This is a genomic window from Desulfurella sp., assembly GCF_049977265.1.
GTDB lineage: Bacteria > Campylobacterota_A > Desulfurellia > Desulfurellales > Desulfurellaceae > Desulfurella.
On sequence record NZ_JBMFGQ010000014.1, the window covers coordinates 17,260 to 34,969 of the forward strand.

The 17,710-nt window shown below is 31.8% G+C and carries 17 protein-coding genes; 13 read left to right on the forward strand and 4 right to left on the reverse strand.

The window, feature by feature from the left end:
* Positions 1–38: 38 nt before the first annotated feature.
* From ACP5FO_RS04195 to ACP5FO_RS04225, 7 genes are all read left to right on the forward strand, one after another.
* Complete coding sequence (locus ACP5FO_RS04195) at positions 39–473, forward strand: hypothetical protein (protein WP_428157058.1); 435 nt, start codon at positions 39–41, stop codon at positions 471–473.
* Between the two features lie 69 nt (positions 474–542).
* Positions 543–2,456 carry a replication restart helicase PriA gene (gene priA / locus ACP5FO_RS04200; RefSeq protein WP_428107587.1) on the forward strand — a complete coding sequence of 638 codons (1,914 nt, stop codon included), beginning with the start codon at positions 543–545 and terminating at the stop codon, positions 2,454–2,456.
* A 40-nt stretch (positions 2,457–2,496) separates the two neighbouring features.
* Positions 2,497–2,700 (forward strand): 30S ribosomal protein S21, encoded by a 204-nt coding sequence (gene rpsU, locus ACP5FO_RS04205; protein ID WP_025391390.1) that lies wholly within the window; start codon positions 2,497–2,499, stop codon positions 2,698–2,700.
* Between the two features lie 28 nt (positions 2,701–2,728).
* Complete coding sequence (locus tag ACP5FO_RS04210) at positions 2,729–4,240, forward strand: NFACT RNA binding domain-containing protein (RefSeq protein WP_428107583.1); 1,512 nt, start codon at positions 2,729–2,731, stop codon at positions 4,238–4,240.
* Positions 4,240–4,725, forward strand: a complete 486-nt coding sequence (locus tag ACP5FO_RS04215; protein WP_428157059.1) for a CvpA family protein — start codon at positions 4,240–4,242, stop codon at positions 4,723–4,725. The genes ACP5FO_RS04210 and ACP5FO_RS04215 overlap by 1 nt, the downstream gene beginning before the upstream one ends.
* Positions 4,722–6,152 carry a M23 family metallopeptidase gene (locus ACP5FO_RS04220; protein WP_428157060.1) on the forward strand — a complete coding sequence of 477 codons (1,431 nt, stop codon included), beginning with the start codon at positions 4,722–4,724 and terminating at the stop codon, positions 6,150–6,152. The genes ACP5FO_RS04215 and ACP5FO_RS04220 overlap by 4 nt, the downstream gene beginning before the upstream one ends.
* Before the next feature lies 1 nt (position 6,153).
* A complete protein-coding gene (locus ACP5FO_RS04225) occupies positions 6,154–7,503 on the forward strand; it encodes an MATE family efflux transporter (RefSeq protein WP_428157061.1) in 1,350 nt (449 codons plus the stop codon).
* Here the strand turns inward: ACP5FO_RS04225 and dnaJ are convergent.
* The 4 genes from dnaJ to hrcA form a co-directional block, all read right to left on the reverse strand.
* Positions 7,481–8,575, reverse strand: a complete 1,095-nt coding sequence (gene dnaJ, locus ACP5FO_RS04230; protein ID WP_428107571.1) for a molecular chaperone DnaJ — start codon at positions 8,573–8,575, stop codon at positions 7,481–7,483. The two genes, ACP5FO_RS04225 and dnaJ, sit on opposite strands and share 23 nt — an antisense overlap.
* A 111-nt stretch (positions 8,576–8,686) precedes the next feature.
* Positions 8,687–10,579, reverse strand: a complete 1,893-nt coding sequence (gene dnaK / locus ACP5FO_RS04235) for a molecular chaperone DnaK (protein WP_428107568.1) — start codon at positions 10,577–10,579, stop codon at positions 8,687–8,689.
* A gap of 2 nt (positions 10,580–10,581) precedes the next feature.
* Positions 10,582–11,130 carry a nucleotide exchange factor GrpE gene (locus tag ACP5FO_RS04240; RefSeq protein WP_428107565.1) on the reverse strand — a complete coding sequence of 183 codons (549 nt, stop codon included), beginning with the start codon at positions 11,128–11,130 and terminating at the stop codon, positions 10,582–10,584.
* The gene (hrcA, locus tag ACP5FO_RS04245; protein ID WP_428107562.1) at positions 11,130–12,137 is read right to left on the reverse strand and encodes a heat-inducible transcriptional repressor HrcA; all 1,008 of its coding nucleotides are present in this window, start codon (positions 12,135–12,137) and stop codon (positions 11,130–11,132) included. Before hrcA ends, ACP5FO_RS04240 begins: the two co-directional genes overlap by 1 nt.
* A 161-nt stretch (positions 12,138–12,298) precedes the next feature.
* Here hrcA and ACP5FO_RS04250 point away from each other — a divergent pair, with 161 nt between their 5' ends.
* Genes ACP5FO_RS04250 through pssA form a run of 6 tightly spaced genes read left to right on the forward strand, consistent with a single transcriptional unit; the run spans position 12,299 to position 17,696 of the window.
* Positions 12,299–13,048 (forward strand): alpha/beta fold hydrolase, encoded by a 750-nt coding sequence (locus tag ACP5FO_RS04250; protein WP_428107558.1) that lies wholly within the window; start codon positions 12,299–12,301, stop codon positions 13,046–13,048.
* A gap of 57 nt (positions 13,049–13,105) precedes the next feature.
* Entirely contained in the window at positions 13,106–14,800 is a 1,695-nt protein-coding gene (gene ilvB / locus ACP5FO_RS04255; protein ID WP_428107555.1) for a biosynthetic-type acetolactate synthase large subunit, read from the forward strand.
* An 8-nt stretch (positions 14,801–14,808) separates the two neighbouring features.
* Positions 14,809–15,291 (forward strand): acetolactate synthase small subunit, encoded by a 483-nt coding sequence (gene ilvN / locus ACP5FO_RS04260; protein ID WP_428107552.1) that lies wholly within the window; start codon positions 14,809–14,811, stop codon positions 15,289–15,291.
* Positions 15,292–15,310: 19 nt separating this feature from the next.
* The gene (gene ilvC / locus ACP5FO_RS04265) at positions 15,311–16,330 is read left to right on the forward strand and encodes a ketol-acid reductoisomerase (protein WP_428107549.1); all 1,020 of its coding nucleotides are present in this window, start codon (positions 15,311–15,313) and stop codon (positions 16,328–16,330) included.
* The gene (locus tag ACP5FO_RS04270) at positions 16,330–16,962 is read left to right on the forward strand and encodes a phosphatidylserine decarboxylase family protein (RefSeq protein WP_428157062.1); all 633 of its coding nucleotides are present in this window, start codon (positions 16,330–16,332) and stop codon (positions 16,960–16,962) included. The genes ilvC and ACP5FO_RS04270 overlap by 1 nt, the downstream gene beginning before the upstream one ends.
* Positions 16,959–17,696 (forward strand): CDP-diacylglycerol--serine O-phosphatidyltransferase, encoded by a 738-nt coding sequence (gene pssA, locus ACP5FO_RS04275; RefSeq protein ID WP_428157063.1) that lies wholly within the window; start codon positions 16,959–16,961, stop codon positions 17,694–17,696. Before ACP5FO_RS04270 ends, pssA begins: the two co-directional genes overlap by 4 nt.
* The last annotated feature ends 14 nt before the right edge of the window (positions 17,697–17,710 follow it).

A 17,710-nucleotide genomic window follows, 5' to 3' on the forward strand; every position in this document is an offset into this window, starting at 1 on the left:
GTTTGAGATTTATAAAAAACTAGTTTATTATAAGTTGCATGAGATTCTTCCTGGCATTTATTCTTTTTTCTTTATTTTTTAGCATAACTGCAAAATCAAAAGAGATTTTAAATGGAAAAATTATGTATAATCAAGCTATTTATTTTTTAAAGAAAAATGATTACAAAAGTGCTTTTCTTTATTTTTCAGGTTCGTGCTATAATAATTATCTGCCAGGCTGCGACATGATGGGCATAACAGAATATCAAATTGATCAAGACAAGGGTATTAAAATATGCAAAGATTGGGTTAATAAACTATCAGATAGTAAAAATAAAAACGATCAAGAACATTTAAAAAAGGTCTTACAATACTACATTGATATATTTAAACAACTTAACGACAAAGATTTATCTAATTATTTTCAAAAACGCTACAATAAGATTTTTTTGCAGATAAAGATAGAAAAAGTAAATCCAAATGATCACAATTAATCCTTAGAAACAATTATTTATTGTATGCAACTGTTTGTTTTTAGGTAATTTTGTGATAAAATTTTAAGTATGAATTATTACAAAGTGCTATTCAATATAGCTTTAAACAAAAGTTTTACATATAAAAGCGAGCAGGAAATTACAATTGGCACAAGAGTAGTAGTAGATTTTCATAATAGAAAAAAAGTGGGTATTGTTTTTGAAAAAAATCCAACAACAGACATAGAGTCAAACATAAAAGAAATTATCTCAATATTAGATAGCAAGCCCATTGTAAGCAGTGAACTTATTAAAACTATAAATTTTGCAAGTTATTATTACTTAAGTCCAAAAGGTTTAATCTTAAAAAATGCACTACCTTCTATGGCTTTTTTGCAAATACCTATTGATTTTAAAAAAAATCTTAAAACGCAAATAAACATTGAAAAATTCTTTACACTAAACAAACAACAAGAAGATATTTATAAAAAGATAGATTTAAACAAATTTAACGTTAACCTTATATTTGGCATAACGGGCTCTGGTAAAACAGAAATTTTTTTGCATTTAATTAAAGATGTTGTAGAAAAAGGCAAAAACGCCCTTGTACTTGTACCAGAAATTGTGCTTACAAATCAATACAAAAGGGTATTTGAGGAAAAATTTTTAGATACTGTAGCAATATTTCACTCACAATTAACATTAAAACAGCGATTTATTGAATGGAGCCAGTATCGAAAACAAGAAAAAAGGGTCTTACTTGGTACTCGCTCAGCTGCATTTGTAGATTTGGCAAATACAGGCTTGATAGTAGTTGATGAAGAAAATGACGATTCATATAAACAGGAAAATATACCACGATATAATGCTAAAGATTTGATAATATATAGGGCAAAACAACTGAATATTCCTGTGATTTTGTCAAGTGCAACACCAACAGTTGAAACATACTATAAAGCAGCCATTATAAAAAAGTTTAATATGTTCAAACTTACTGAGCGTATAAATAATTGTCAACTACCCACAATTGAATTTGCAAAGCCAGACAAAGAACTCTTAAGCACTCAATCAATGGACGCTATAAATAATTCACTAAAGAACAATCAAACATGCGCAATCCTAGTAAACAGGCGAGGATTTGCACATTTTTTAGTATGCGGTGATTGCGGACACATCTTTAGATGTCCAAACTGTAATGTTTCGCTTGTATATCATAAAAAAACTAAAGATTTAAAATGCCACTTTTGTGAATCAAGCTTTGATATACCAGATAAATGTCCCAATTGTTTAAGCTATAATATTAGAGATGTTGGTATAGGAACACAAAAGATGGAAGAGTTTTTACGCGATTATTTTGGAAATATAAATATTCAGCGCTTAGATAGAGATACAGCATCCTCTAAAAAAAACGCACAAAACATTGTATCTAGTCTGCTTGATGGTAAAATCGATATTATTGTTGGCACAAGTATGATATCAAAAGGCTACGATATAGAAAAAATCAATCTCGTAATTATATCTAATATTGAATCCATTTTTGCTTTGCCTGATTTTAGGGTAGACGAAAAAGTTGTCTCTCTAATTACGCAAACAGCTGGTAGAAGTGGACGCAAACAACAAGGTAGTGTAATTATTGAGTCAAAACTGCCAATGCGACTAGAAAATTTTATTAAAAATAATGATTACGAAAACTTTTTGCAGGAAGAAATTAAGATTAGAAAATCACTTAACTATCCGCCATTTTCGCATATAGTGAGAATTATTTCGCAACAAACGAATGAAAAAGTCGCAAAAGATAATATTCAAAAATTAGCAGACATATTGCAAAATAATAATTTAAGTTTTCTTGGACCAACAAAATGCCCAATTGATAAAATAAAAAACAAATACAGGTATCACATAATTATAAAGTCTCAAGACATATTCAAAACGATTGATTTTATATTAAATAATTTATATAACTGCGAATTAAATTTTGATGTTGACCCAATCTCTTTTTTTTAATATAATGTCTTTAATTTTAAATAGTAAAGGGGTGATTTGTTTGCCGGGTGTCTATGTAAGAGACAACGAATCTTTTGAAGAAGCCTTTAAGCGATTCAAAAAACAGTGCGAGCGCGCTGGTATCCTCTCTGAAATAAAAAAGAGAGAACACTATGAAAAGCCAAGCGAAAAGAAAAAGAAAAAAGCATTGGCTGCTCGCAAAAAGGCGCTTAAGAAAAAAAGACTTAGCGAGAGAAAAAAATAAACCCCTTTTTAAGGGGTTTATTTACTGTATGAACAGCTTTTTATTTAATTATTTTGCAACAAAAATAAAAAAAAATATCTTAGATCAAAAAATTACTCATGTATATGGTAGTGATGGTGTGGTTGTATTAAACACACAAAATGGTTTATCAATTTTTTTTAAATTAGATTCTCCAGGTGCGCTGTTTTTTGGTATGTACCAACTCCCCAAAACTCAAAACCAATTTGCAACAAATTTACAAAAAAAAATAAATAAGCTCAAGATTGTTAGTGCAGATTTTAGAGGTATTGAGCGTGTACTGATTTTGAAATTATTGGATAAAAGATTAGATATCGAGCACTATTATTTTTTGGTGTTTGAAATAACAGGCAGAAACGGTAATCTAATACTATGTGATACAAATCAAAAAATTATAGAAAGCTATAGATACAACACAAACAGACAAATTTTACCAAACAAAATTTACAAAAAACCTAATCAAATGCTTGATATTACAACAGATAATATAAATATCCTAAAAAATGCGCTTCACGTAAAGAATATTTTGGGTATTGATAACTTTGTAAAAAAATTTGTTGGGAAAGAAAATATTGACAATTTTATTGAAATTACAAAAAAATCTTATGAAAAACTATTCCAGTACGAGTATCAAGGAAAAAAATTTGTTTACCCATTTTTGTTTGATTTTAGCAAAAATGTAAATATTATTGACGACGAAATACTCTTTAATCAAATTTTTAGCAAAAACTCACCAAAAAGTTCGAACAACATAAAAATTATCCAGTCAATTGATAAAAAATTAAAAAAGTATAGTGAAAAAATAGAAAAAATAGAAAATGACATACAAAAAGCAAAAGATGCTGAAAAAATTAAATTATTTGCCGACACACTATTGGAAAACATTAACTTTATTAAATTAAATGGCAAAGAAGTTTATTTAAAACCCATTAATTATACAGACGAAATTGCTGTACCCATAAATCCTCAAAAAACAATTCAAGAAAATATAAATTTTTACTATAAGCTATACAAAAAATACAAAAACGCTGAAAAAATACTAAGTTTAAGGCTTAATCAAGTCAAACAAGAGTACAGTTATTTAGCAAACATGAAAGAGCAAATGTTAAACAACCAAATTGACCCAAAAGATGCTAATAAATTTTTAAAAACAAAAATAAATCAAAAGATTAAACTTATTGAAAATTTCCCATATGAGCGATTTAATATTCTTGGTTTTGATGTTTATATAGGCAAAAATGCCAAAGGTAACGATTTAATCTTAAAAAATGCGTCAAAAGAAGATATATGGATGCACCCTAAAAATATTCCAGGCCCACATTTAATTATAAAAAATCCTAAACGCTTACAAGAATTAGAAAAAACACTCTTAGAAAAATGCGCTAAAAAAATAAAAGAGGAAATACGGTCAAATAACAAAATCGAGATCGACTATACATTTGTTAAATATGTAAAAAAGCCAAAGGGTTTTAAAAAAGGACGTGTTACATACGCTAACTTCAAAACTGTGGTTGTAAGCTAATGTCAGATATTATTCTGGGTATTTTTATTGTGGGACTATTAATATTAGGTTATATGCATGGTTTCATAAAGGAATTTTTCAAAATGGTAGCTGTAATTTTGGGTTTGTATTTGTCTGTCATATATCACAGCGTTTTAACACTACCCATAGAAAAAGCGCTAAAAGTATCATATTTAATTGCAAATCTACTGAGTTTTATTGCATTGTTTATTATTATATATACACTGGTAAACCTTATTAGTTTTTTAAGTCAAAGTGCATCAAAAAAGATGAAATTAACAAGCATTGATAGAATCCTTGGCGCACTATTTGGACTTTTTAAAGCTGTTTTTTTAATTGCTGTATTATCAATTATACTTAGAAGCTTGCCTTATTTAAATCGTCTTTCAAATGAGCTTATGCATAATTCCACTATTTACAAAACAATTTGCATATCGACGCAAAATTTAAAACTTCAAAAAGATATAGCAAGGAGTATAAAATGAAAGAGACTTTTTATTTAAAAAGAAAAAAGAAAAAAGGTTTTGGATCTAAGTTATTATTTATTATTGCAATTTTGGCTCTTGCCTATATTGTTTACCACTACACGCCTTTTTTTGTAAAAAATCCCATACACATTAATGTAGTCTATCCACAAGAATACTTTAGTTCTGATAAAAACCTTGACATATCAATTAAAGACTCAAAATATCCGTTAAAAGAAGTTAACGTTTATGTATATACAATGAATACAAAAATTTCTATATATGATAAAATATTTGAAAACAAAAATACTTATAATTTCCCACTAAAATTTAAGCTAAACCAAAGGCTTCCGGGTGGCCCGGCAAAATTTGTAATTGAAGTAGAAGATTATTCACACAACAATTTTTCTCTTGGTTTTAAAAAGAAAATTGAAAAACAAGTTACTGTTTATAATCATTACCCAAAAGTAATTCTATTAAATGATGCAGCCAATATATTAGAAGGTGGCTCCGCAGCAGTATTATTTTATGCAAATGACAAAATTGGTCTTAAAAATATTTATTTGCAAGTTAAGTATGCAAATAACAAAATTGCTAAATTCAGATGCTTTAACGCAGACAAATTTACGAATCATCCACACACTTACATAGCTTTTTTCACTTACCCTTTTTGTGAGCAAAAAAATTGGGACACATCTATAGTTGCACAAAACAATGCAGGAAACCAAATTTTTGTGCATGTACCCGTATATTACGAATCGTTTAAAAACAAAAAAACCGATGTTCAGGTTGATACACGTTTTATTGAAACAAAAGTGTACAGATTATTAAAAGAAGCTAACATAAGTTTTAATGAACAAGATCCAGCACAAGCTTTTGACTTGGTTATAAACAAATTAGAAAAACAAAATAACGAACAAATTGCTCAAATAGCAAATTCTGTTCATACAGATCAAATATTATTTAAAGGCCCTTTTTTGCAATTGCCTGGCTCTGCTGTTATGGCATATTTTGGCGATTATAGAACGTTTTACTATGATAATAGGCCACTGACTCATGAATATCATTTAGGAGTTGATTTTGCTAGCATAAAACACGCTAAAGTACCTGCAGCTAACTCGGGTGTGGTGGTGTATACTGGGAATATTGGTGTATATGGAAAGTGCATTTTAATTGATCATGGACTTGGTATATTTAGCCTTTATGGCCATTTAGAAGACTTCCTTGTTCAAAAAGGTGACTTTGTTCAAAAAGGCCAGATCATTGCCCATACAGATACCACGGGTCTTGCGGTCGGGGACCACCTGCATTTTGGTATGCTAATTGATGGCTATTATGTTAATCCCATAGAATGGTTAGATGGCTCATGGATAAATAATAATATAGAAAGAAAAATAGCAGATGCAAGAAAAAGAGCCAACATGTTAAAGTATTATATATCTCAATAAATTGGCTAACATTGATCCAACAAAAGATCCAATTATAAAAAGCTTAGTTAGTTTATCAATCCCAATGATAATAGAAAGTAATCTGCAAACAGTTTTTAGTCTTGTCGATACTTTTTTTGTTTCTCGCATAAGCTATAGCGCGATCGGCGCATTAGTGTCTTCAAGCATGCTTTTGATGCTAATATCTAGTTTAACAATAGGAATTTCTATCGCTTCATCAATTTTTTTTACGCAAAGCTTCGGAGCAAGAAATTACAAAATGGCAAATACAGTATACTCCAATGCCTTGATTGTAATGTTAGCATTCTCTTTTGTTTCCATGATGTTGTATCCTTTTTTGGATACTATTTTAAGACTTCTTAGTTTGAAAAACTCTACATTAATTTTTGCTAAACAATTTTTGAGTATTTCAATTTTAGGACTTCCTGTCTCATTTGTGTTTGGCTTAAATAGCACAACACTAAAGAGCATGTCTTTACCCAACAAAACGCTTTTAATTATGCTTATCGCTACTGTTGTTAATATAGCGCTTGACCCTTTGTTTATATTTGCCTTTAAAATGGGTATTAAAGGCGCAGCGCTTGCCACAATTTGTTCAATGTTTATTGGTATACTTTTACAAATTTACGTTATATCAAAAACAAGATTAAGGTTAAAGTTTGACATTAACATAAAACTCATCAAACAGCTCTTAAATAAAAGCATATTCGCTTCCTTTCACTTAATGATAAGAATTTTAAGCATGCTTTTAATTATAAAAATTATAGCTATGCACTCACAGGTAGCAGTTTCAAGCTACAGCATTGTAACACGCATTTATCAAATTTTACTATTTATGATTTTTGGCATATCAAACGCAGCTGCAGTAATTGTAGGTCAAAATATCGGTTCTAAAAATTGGGCATTTGTAAAAGAAGGTGTTGAAAAATCACTTTTGTTTGGTAGTGCCTTTATAATTTTTTTAGATATTTTATTGTTTGTATTTTCAGGTATCATAATAAAAGTTTTTACTTCAGATAAAGCATGCTTTGAAATTGCAAAAAATGCATTTTTATACTACGCTTTAAGTTATCCATTTTTTGCAGCAGGTTCAATTGCAAACCGCATTACAATGGCCTGTGGAAACACTTTTTTGCCAAGCATAATGAATTTTTTTAGTTTATTTTTGTTTCAGCTTCCACTTGCTTACTTTTTATCAATTCAAATGAAACTAAATGGTATATGGCTTTCAATTTTAGCAGCAAATATTTTAAATTTTATGCTCAATATTTTAATCTTAAAATACAATTTATCCAAATTATCTATACATTATAAATTTCTAAAAACATTTACTGGCCAAAAAAACGTTTAAAAATATTTTTTTCTTGACCTTGTTGTAATGATTGATTCATTTCATTTGCAAACTCTTCCATAAGCTGCTTTTGTTTTTGAGTTAATTTTTTCGGTATCTCAACATTAACATTTATAATTTGACTACCTTTTGCTCCTTCAATTTCAACACCTTCACCTTTAAGTAAAATTTGTGAACCACTTTGTGTGCCAGGTTCAACAGAAACCTTTTTTTTACCCCAGATAGTATCTACTTCTATTTCATCACCTAAAACAGCTTGGGGTATAGAAATATTCAAATCAAGATATATATTTAAACCTTCTCTTCTAAAAATCTCATCAGGTAAAACTTTAAAGTAGATTATTAAATCACCTCTAATTTTATCTATGCTTTCGTTACCTTTTGAAGAAATTTTTATAGCATAACCATTGTCTACTCCACGGGGGATTTTAATAGAAATTTTTTCTTTTTCGATCACAAAACCCTTGGCATTGCATTTTGAACATTTTTTCGTTATTATTCTGCCACTTCCACCGCATTTTGGACAAATTTTACGCATTGATATAAAAAAATTACCATATTCTACCTGGCCTCTACCTTTGCAATAATCACACGTTTCAAAATCTTGAGGTTTAGCACCCAAACCATTACATTCATCACAAACTTTTTGATAGCTTATCTCAATTTCTTTTGAAGCACCAAAGATAGCTTCTTTAAAAGAAATTACCATTTGATACTGTATATCTTCGCCTTTTCTTCTTTGATGGTAACGGTTAGAGCTTCTTGAACCAAAATTACCAAAAAGATCCCCAAACATATCATTTACATAGGCAAAAATATCATCAAAACTAGATGTATTGAAGTCAAAATCATTCTCATTTACGTAACCAAATTGATCGTACTTCGCCCTTTTTGTTTCATCTGATAATATAGCATATGCTTCTGTTATTTCTTTAAACTTTTCTTCAGAGGCTTTATCACCCTGATTTTTATCAGGATGGTATTTCAAAGCTAGCTGTCTATATGCTTTTTTAATATCTTCTATGCTTGCGTTTCTTTCTACACCCAATATGGCGTAATAATCTTTAGCCATTTTTTATCATTCTCCTTAAAAAATTAACCATTACAAACAAAAGCAAAGATAGAAAATATTATAAGACTTTCTATCTTTGCTTAGCAGTAACTTTTTTAGATAACTTACTTATTACTTATTGTCTTCTTTTTCTACTTCAGCTTCCACTACATCTTCTTCTTGTTTAGAACCCTCTGGATTTGTAGCGCCTTCTTTTTGCGAAGCTTGTTTATAAGCTTCTTCAGCTAATTTATGAGTTTTGTTTATTAATTCATTCATTTTTGATTCTATTTCTTCTTTTGTGCCGGATTCTATGGCTTTCTTTGTAGCATCAATAGCATCTTGAATATCTTTTCTCTCGCTTTCTGAGATCTTATCTCCAAAATCACTTAAGCTTTTTTGTGTTGAATATACTATAGAATCTGCTTTATTTTTGGCCTCGACTAACTCTTTATACTTTTTATCTTCCTCTGCATGCAATTCAGCTTCCTTCACCATTTTCTCTATTTCGTCTTGTGCTAAGCCACTTGAAGCTGTTATACGAATCATTTGTTCTTTGCCTGTAGCTTTATCTTTCGCTGAAACATTCAATATACCATTTGCATCAATATCAAATGTAACCTCAACTTGAGGCACTCCCCTTGGTGCTGGCACTATACCCATAAGCTCAAATCTGCCAAGTGTTTTATTTTCTGCTGCCATTTCACGCTCACCCTGGAGCACATGAATTGTAACTGCAGTCTGGTTGTCTTCTGCTGTTGTGAATACCTGACTTTTCTTTGTTGGAATTGTTGTGTTTCTTGGAATAATTTTTGTCATCACACCACCTAACGTCTCTATGCCAAGACTTAGTGGTGTTACATCAAGCAACAATACATCTTTAACTTCACCTTTTAATACGCCACCTTGTATCGCAGCGCCTATTGCTACCGCTTCATCGGGGTTTACATCCTTTCTTGGTTCTTTGCCAAAAAATTCCTTTACAACTTGTTGGATTTTTGGCATTCTTGTCATACCGCCAACAAGTATAACATAATCTATATCATTCTGTGTTAAATTTGCATCTTTCAAAGCTAATTTGCAGGGTTCAAGTGTACGCTGTACAAGCGAATCCACTATTTGCTCAAATTTTGATCTCGTTATTTTGATTACTAAATGTTTTGGTCCTGTAGCATCTGCAGTTATAAAAGGTAAGTTTACTTCTGTTTCAAGAGAGCTTGAAAGCTCAATTTTAGCTTTCTCGCTAGCTTCTTTTAGTCGCTGCAAAGCCATTGGGTCGCTTCTTAGATCAATTCCATTTTCTTTTTTAAACTCATCAGCTAAATAATCCAATAAAACTCTATCAAAATCGTCACCACCTAAAAATGTATCTCCGTTGGTCGACTTTACTTCAAAAACACCATCAGCAATCTCTAGTATAGATATATCAAATGTACCACCACCTAAGTCATAAACTGCAACTTTTCCTTCTTTTGTTGTATCAAGTCCAAATGCTAAAGACGATGCAGTTGGCTCATTTATTATTCTTAAAACATCTAGTCCCGCAATAGTACCCGCATCCTTGGTGGCTTTTCTTTGTGAGTCATCGAAATATGCTGGCACAGTTACGACTGCTTCTGTAATTTTCTCACCTAAATAGCTTTCTGCATCTCTTTTTAACTTTTGCAATACCTGAGCAGAAATTTCTTGCGGTGTGTAATCTTTGCCACTTATTCTAATTCTGCAATCATCATTTGGACCTTCTACTACCTCATAAGGTAATTTTACTTTAGCTTCTTGAGCTTGTTTTGAGCTAAATCTTCTACCTATTAGTCTCTTGGCAGAAAAAATTGTCTTTTTGGGATTTGTAATAGCTTGCCTTTTTGCAGCCTGACCTACTAGTATTTCCCCCTTCTCTGTGAATGCTACAATACTTGGTGTAGTGTTTGCACCTTCAGCGTTTGGAATTACTTTGGGTTTGCCACCTTCCATAATGGCCATACAAGAATTAGTTGTCCCAAGATCTATTCCTAAAACTCTTCCCATATCTAAACCTCCTCATTATTGTCATTATTATAACTTTTGCTCTCGCCTTTTGAAACGGATACTTTTGCCGGTCTAAGTAGTTTATCTTTATATATGTAACCTTTTTCAAAAACTTGCACAATTTTGTTTGGCTCATCTGAATCAACAGTCATTAAAGCTTCATGCATATGAGGATTAAATTCAACTTGCGTATCGACCTCTTTAATCTCATATTTTTCTAAAAGCTGTTTAAATGCTTTTATTACAAGCTCTATTCCAGCGCTTATAGACTCATCTTTCGCACATGCTATATAAGCTTTTTCCAGACTATCCAAAATAGGCAAAAAATCATTTACAACTGATCCTTTAACAACATCAATAATTTCAAGCTTTTCTCTTTCTGAGCGTTTTCTAAAGTTATCAAACTCTGCAAGCAATCTTAAGTAAGCATCTTTTTGCCTTTCTATCTCGCTAATTTTATCTTTTTGCTCATCGGATATAACCTGCTCATTTTTTGATGCATTATTTTCTTGAGTTTCGATAATTTCGTTTATATCGTTTTGGTCATTCATTACTGCCTCCCTTGTTTAAGTAATTTTTCGATTTTTTTGCTTAAAAAATCTAACGTATAAATTACATTTTCGTAGTCTAAATTCATAGGGCCAAGCACGCTAACAAAACCTAACTTAATATTATCCAGATAGTAAGGTTGCGCAATAAGACTCAGCTTCTTAAGTTTTTCATTTGGTATATCATTGCCAATTAATATCTTTTCATCGTTTTTAATTATTAAATCAACGATCTCTGACACATGCCTTCTTTTTTCAATAACATCTAATATTTTATTTAACTGTTCATAATCTTCATAAAATTCTTTTTCTTTTATTAGGTTTTGAACCCCAGAGAAATACAAATCTCTACTCGTCTCTTTTAATTTTTTAAATATCAACTCGCACTCAGCTTTACTACGTGACAAAGATTCCTTTAGGTCTTCTTGAATTTTTTCCAATTCCCATCCAACGTAATTTTCTTTCAAAAATTGAGATATATCGTTAAGCTCACTTTGAGAGTAATCTTTGGCAATATCTATGATTTTCGTTTCTACAACAGAAGGCTCTGCTATAACAGCGCATAGCAATTTATTTGAACCTATTTTTATCAAATTGATGTCTTTTAATTTAAGTTTAAATATATTAGGCATACTAACCATTGATAAAAGCCCACAGGAGTTGGATAATATATTTGATATATCTACTATAAAGTCACCAATTGTATTTAAATTGATATTTTCAATCTGTTTTAATTTTAGTTTGGTGGTTTTCTTCCTGTTTTCTAATATATATTGAACATAAACTTTGTAGCCTAACTCTGTGGGCACTTTACCGCTTGACACATAAGAGTGTTTTAGGTAACCCATCTCTTCTAAATCTGACATTATATTTCTCATTGTGGCGGCAGAAAAAGGCAAATTATACCTTTTGATCAAAATTCTCGATCCAGCAGCTTCTTTATAATTTATAAAATTTTCAACTACTACATTTAAGACAGTTGAATACCTTTCGTCTAAATCTGTTCTCATTAGCAATCACCACACCTACCTGCTAACAAGATATTCTAATTTTATTTTTTGTCAAGTACTATCAAACATCAAAAATTAGGTAAAATGTTTTTTTATATAAAAGCACCAATATTTATTGATAAATATTTTAAAAAATGGTAAAATACTAAAGAAGGGTTTTTATGTTAAAAAAAGAAGTTAGTGTAGATGGAATTAGTATTGCCTACAAAGAAGAAAATCCAAATAAAAATAAAACGCTTATCTTTATCCATGGCTCTGGTGCAACAAAGCTCACATGGAAACATCAGCTAAAAGTTCAACTGCCACAATACACAAAAATAGCTTTAGACTTGCCAGGGCATGGCGAATCTAAAGGTAGTGGGTTTTCGTCCATAAAAGATTATGTAGAATGTGTAAAATCTTTTATAAAAGTTTTAAATTTAGAAAATGTGACGCTTTGCGGTCATTCTATGGGTGGAGCAATAGTCCAAATGTTTTCTCTCAAATATCCTTTACTGATAGATGCTATTATAATAGCTGGAAGCGGTGCAAAACTAAAAGTTCACCAGGATATATTAGATGCAACTTTAAATGGCTTAAATTATACAGAACAATGGGCCTACTGCGAAAACACAAAAAAAGAATTGATTAGTCAGGCAGAAAGCGATTTTTTGAAAACAGATAAAATGGTTCGGTACAAAGATTTTTTAGCCTGCAATAATTTTGATATAATGCAAGACGTTAGCCGTATAGAAAATCCTACTCTTATTATCGTAGGTTCTTGCGATAAACTAACACCCCCAAAATACGCTCAATATCTAAAAGAAAATATCAAGCAATCAACGCTGCAAATTGTACAAAATGCAGGACACATGTCCATGTGGGAGCAACCCGATGATTTTAATCGAACAATTTGTAATTTTCTACAATAATTTGCAATTTTTGTAATTTTTTGTATAATAAATGCTTAATTTATACAAGGGGGAAATATGAGTGAAAAGTTAAAGGGTGCAGAAATCTTTATTGAATGCCTTAAAAAAGAAGGCGTCAAGCATATGTTTGGCATACCAGGCGGCGCAATTATTGATTTGCACGATGCTATTTATAAGCAAAAAGATGTAGAATTTATACTGACAAGACACGAACAAGGTGCTGTCCATATGGCAGATGGATATGCAAGAAGTACGGGCAAAGTTGGCGTTAGCTTGGTTACAAGCGGGCCTGGTGCAACCAATGCCGTCACAGGCATTGCAACAGCTTATATGGATTCTATACCTCTTGTAGTTTTTACTGGACAAGTGCCAACGAGTTTGATTGGTAATGATGCTTTTCAAGAAGTGGATATCGTCGGTATAACAAGATCTTGTACAAAGCACAATTTTTTAGTAAAAGACGTAAAAGACTTATCTTATACAATAAAAAAGGCGTTTTATATAGCAAAAACAGGCAGGCAGGGGCCAGTTTTGGTTGATATACCAAAAGACGTACAAACAGCCGTTTGTGAATTTGAATATCCAGATGCCATACACTTAAGAAGCTACAACCCAACATATCATGGCAACCCTAAACAAATTAAAAAAGTAGCAAAAGTCATAGAATCTGCAGAAAGACCGCTTTTGTATATTGGTGGTGGCGTTATTACTTCAAACTCACACAAAGAAGTTTTAGATCTTGCAGAAAAACTTCAAATACCTGTATTTACAACACTGATGGGTATTGGAGGGTTCCCGGCAGATCATCCATTATGCTTGGGTATGGCTGGTATGCATGGCACTTACAAAGCTAATATGGCTATACAGTACTGTGATTTACTTATCTCTGTTGGCGCAAGATTTGATGATAGAATTACTGGCAAAGTATCAGAGTTTGCCCCAAATGCACAAATTATTCACATAGATATTGACCCAACAAGCATTAGTAAAAATATTCGCGTAGATTACCCAATTGTTGGCGATGCAAAATTAGTATTAAAAGAACTTTTATCAACTCTTAAAGATAACCACAGATCTAACCAAAATAGCGAAAATTGGCTCAATTTGATTAAAAAATGGAATCAAGAACATCCATTATCTTACGAGGATTCGGACAAAGTTATTAAACCACAGTATGTTATACAATTGCTAAGCAAGTTAACAAAAGATATAGATCCTATTATATCAACAGAGGTAGGCCAACACCAAATGTGGGCCGCGCAATTTTACAGTTTTAACAAACCAAGAAGGTTTTTAACATCAGGCGGATTAGGCACTATGGGTTTTGGTTTTCCTGCAGGCATAGGTGCGAGTTTTGCAAATCAGGATAAACAGGTATTTGTAATAGCAGGAGACGGTTCGTTTCAGATGAACGAACAAGAATTAGCCGTTCTTGCAACATATAAGCTACCAACAAAAGTCATTATTCTAAACAACTCTTATCTAGGTATGGTAAGGCAATGGCAACAATTATTCTACGGTAGAAGATATTCAAATACCAATATTGAAGTACAACCAGACTTTATAAAACTATCAGAAAGTTATGGTATAGCTGCAAGAAGGGTCGAAGATAAAAAGGAAGTCGAAGAAGCGCTCTCAGAAATGATAAGTCATAGTGGCCCATACTTGCTTGATATAAAAATAGAAAGAGAAGAAAATGTTTATCCTATGGTACCAGGTGGCGCACCACTTAGCGATATGATTTTAACTTAGGGGGAAAAATGAAAAGAATATTTTCAGTTATAGTAGAAAATGAAGCAGGTGTACTATCGCGCATATCAAATCTTTTTAGTGCAAGAGGCTACAATATAGAAAGTCTAAATGTTGCACCTATAAATGAACTTAATTTATCTCGAATGACAATAGTTACAGAAGGTGATTTAAATATTTTAGAACAAATAGGAAAACAATTAAACAAACTCATTGATACAATAAAAGTAATAGAATATGGAGATGAATTACCATATGTAGAAAGAGAAATGGCTTTAATAAAAATGCACACAGATTCTTCAACAAGAGCCGAAATACTGAGAATAATCGATATATTTAGAGGGAAAGTTGTTGACGTATCGCAAAATTCTTATACAATAGAGGTAACTGGCAGCTCAGAAAAAATCAATGGAATACTAAATTTGCTTGAACCTTTGGGTATTAAAGAGCTTGCCAGAACAGGTAAGGTTGCAATGTCAAGAGAATCAAAATAATCGTTTTTAGGAGGGATGGATGTTAAATGTTTATTACGACAAAGATGCGGATTTATCTTTAATAAAATCCAAAAAAGTTGCCATTATAGGTTACGGTTCTCAAGGTTATGCTCACTCTCATAATTTAAAAGACTCTGGTTGCGATGTGGTTGTTGGATTAAAAGAAGGGTCAAAGAGTTGGCAAAAAGCCATAAATAACGGACATAAGGTATTGTCAGTGCCCGAAGCTTGCAAATGGGCTGATGTTATTATGATTCTAACACCAGATGAAACTCAAAGTGCTTTGTATAAAAGCGAGATAGAGCCAAACTTAAAAGAAGGCGATTATATTGCTTTTGCGCATGGTTTTAATATACACTATGGCCAAATTACACCACCAGGCAATATTAATGTCATGATGATTGCACCAAAAGGACCAGGGCATTTGGTTAGAAGAGAATACGAAAAAGGAATGGGTGTGCCTATGCTTATTTCTGCATACCAGGATTACTCTGGGAATACACTTGCTATGGCATTATCTTATGCTTGTGCAAATGGCGGTGGAAGAGCCGGCGTTATACAAACAACATTCAAAGACGAAACAGAAACTGATCTTTTTGGCGAACAGGCTGTACTTTGTGGTGGTTTAACTGCTCTTGTTAAGGCAGGATTTGAAACATTAGTTGAAGCAGGGTATCCCCCAGAGATGGCCTATTTTGAAACATTTCATGAAATGAAGTTAATTGTTGACTTGATGTATGAAGGTGGGATCTCAGATATGAGATACTCTATATCAAACACAGCCAAATACGGAGATATTACAAGAGGTCCAATTGTAGTTGACAAAGATACCAAAATAAGAATGAAAAATATACTAAATCAAATTCAAGATGGCAGTTTTGCTAAAGAATGGATACTTGAAAACCAATGTAATAGGCCTGTGTTTAATGCACTTCTAAAAAAAGATGAAAATCACGAAATTGAAATGGTAGGCAAAAAATTAAGGGCAATGATGCCATGGATTGCCGCTTCAAAGTCAGTTAATAGGGATAAAAATTAATGAAAACTACAAAAAAAGATCCTATCGCAAAAGAAGGTTATGTCTTTATAGCCTCTTTTGCATTAGCATCACTATTGATAAAAAACAAATACCTTAAAAGTGCGTTAATAGGTGCAAGTGCTTTTAGCACATATTTTTTCAGAAATCCAAAAAGACAAATCAATTACACAGAAAACATGGTTTTGTCACCTGCTGATGGCACTATTGTAGACATAGGAAAATCGTACGAAAGATTTTTCTTTAAATCAAAAGTCCAAAAAATTAGCATTTTTATGTCTGTATTCAACGTCCACATAAACCTTGCACCATTTAAGGGTGTCTGTTTAGATAAAATATACAACAAGGGCTTATTTATAAGTGCAAACAAACCCAAAGCATCAATTGAAAACGAGCAATGCGCGCTATTATTAGAAAACGAACAAGGACAAAAAATTGTGGTTGTGCAAATAGCAGGCATTATTGCAAGAAGAATAGTTACATATACAAAACCAAATGACAAAGTAGAAGCTGGAGACATTATAGGTCTTATACGCTTTGGCTCAAGAGTTGATATTTACAGCGAAAAAGAATTAAATTTGGCCGTGCATTTAAATCAAAAAGTAAAAGGTGGGGATTTAATAGGTTATTTATGAAACAAAAAAACGCTTTATATATACTACCAAACCTTTTTACAACGGCAAATATGATGTCTGGATTTTACAGCATAATAGAGTCATACAAAGGTTATTACCTAACTGCTGCATGGCTTTTAATTTTATCCGTTTTATTTGATAACCTAGATGGAAAAATTGCAAGGCTCACTCATTGTGAGAGTAAATTTGGCATGGAGTATGACTCTCTATCAGATCTTGTTAGCTTCGGCGTAGCACCAGCATTTTTGATGTATACGTTTGCCTTGAGTGATATGGGTCGCATTGGAATAATTGCTGCATCACTTTTTTTGCTAACAGGTGCGCTGCGTCTTGCCCGATTTAATGTTCTTACAACAAAAACAATAGATTTTGTGGGTTTGCCTATACCAGGTGGAGCAATAATAATAGCTAGCATCATACTTTCAATTTTGCATTTTAGTATTGATTACAAAGATTACAAAGTAGCATTCCTTGTTAGTGTATATGTAATATCTTTTTTGATGGTTAGCACAATAAAATATAGAAGCTTCAAAAAAATAAAACTTGAAGGTAGAATTTCAATAAGAGTTTTTGCGCTTATTTTATTGATACTATCGCTTGTAATTTATAAACCCTACATATTTGTACCACTGATTGGTATATCGTATGCACTATCAGGGCCCATAGAATTAGTAATAAAATTATTTAAAAGGGGGAGGATCAACCATGAGTTCCAGGATAGTAAAAATATTTGACACAACGCTAAGGG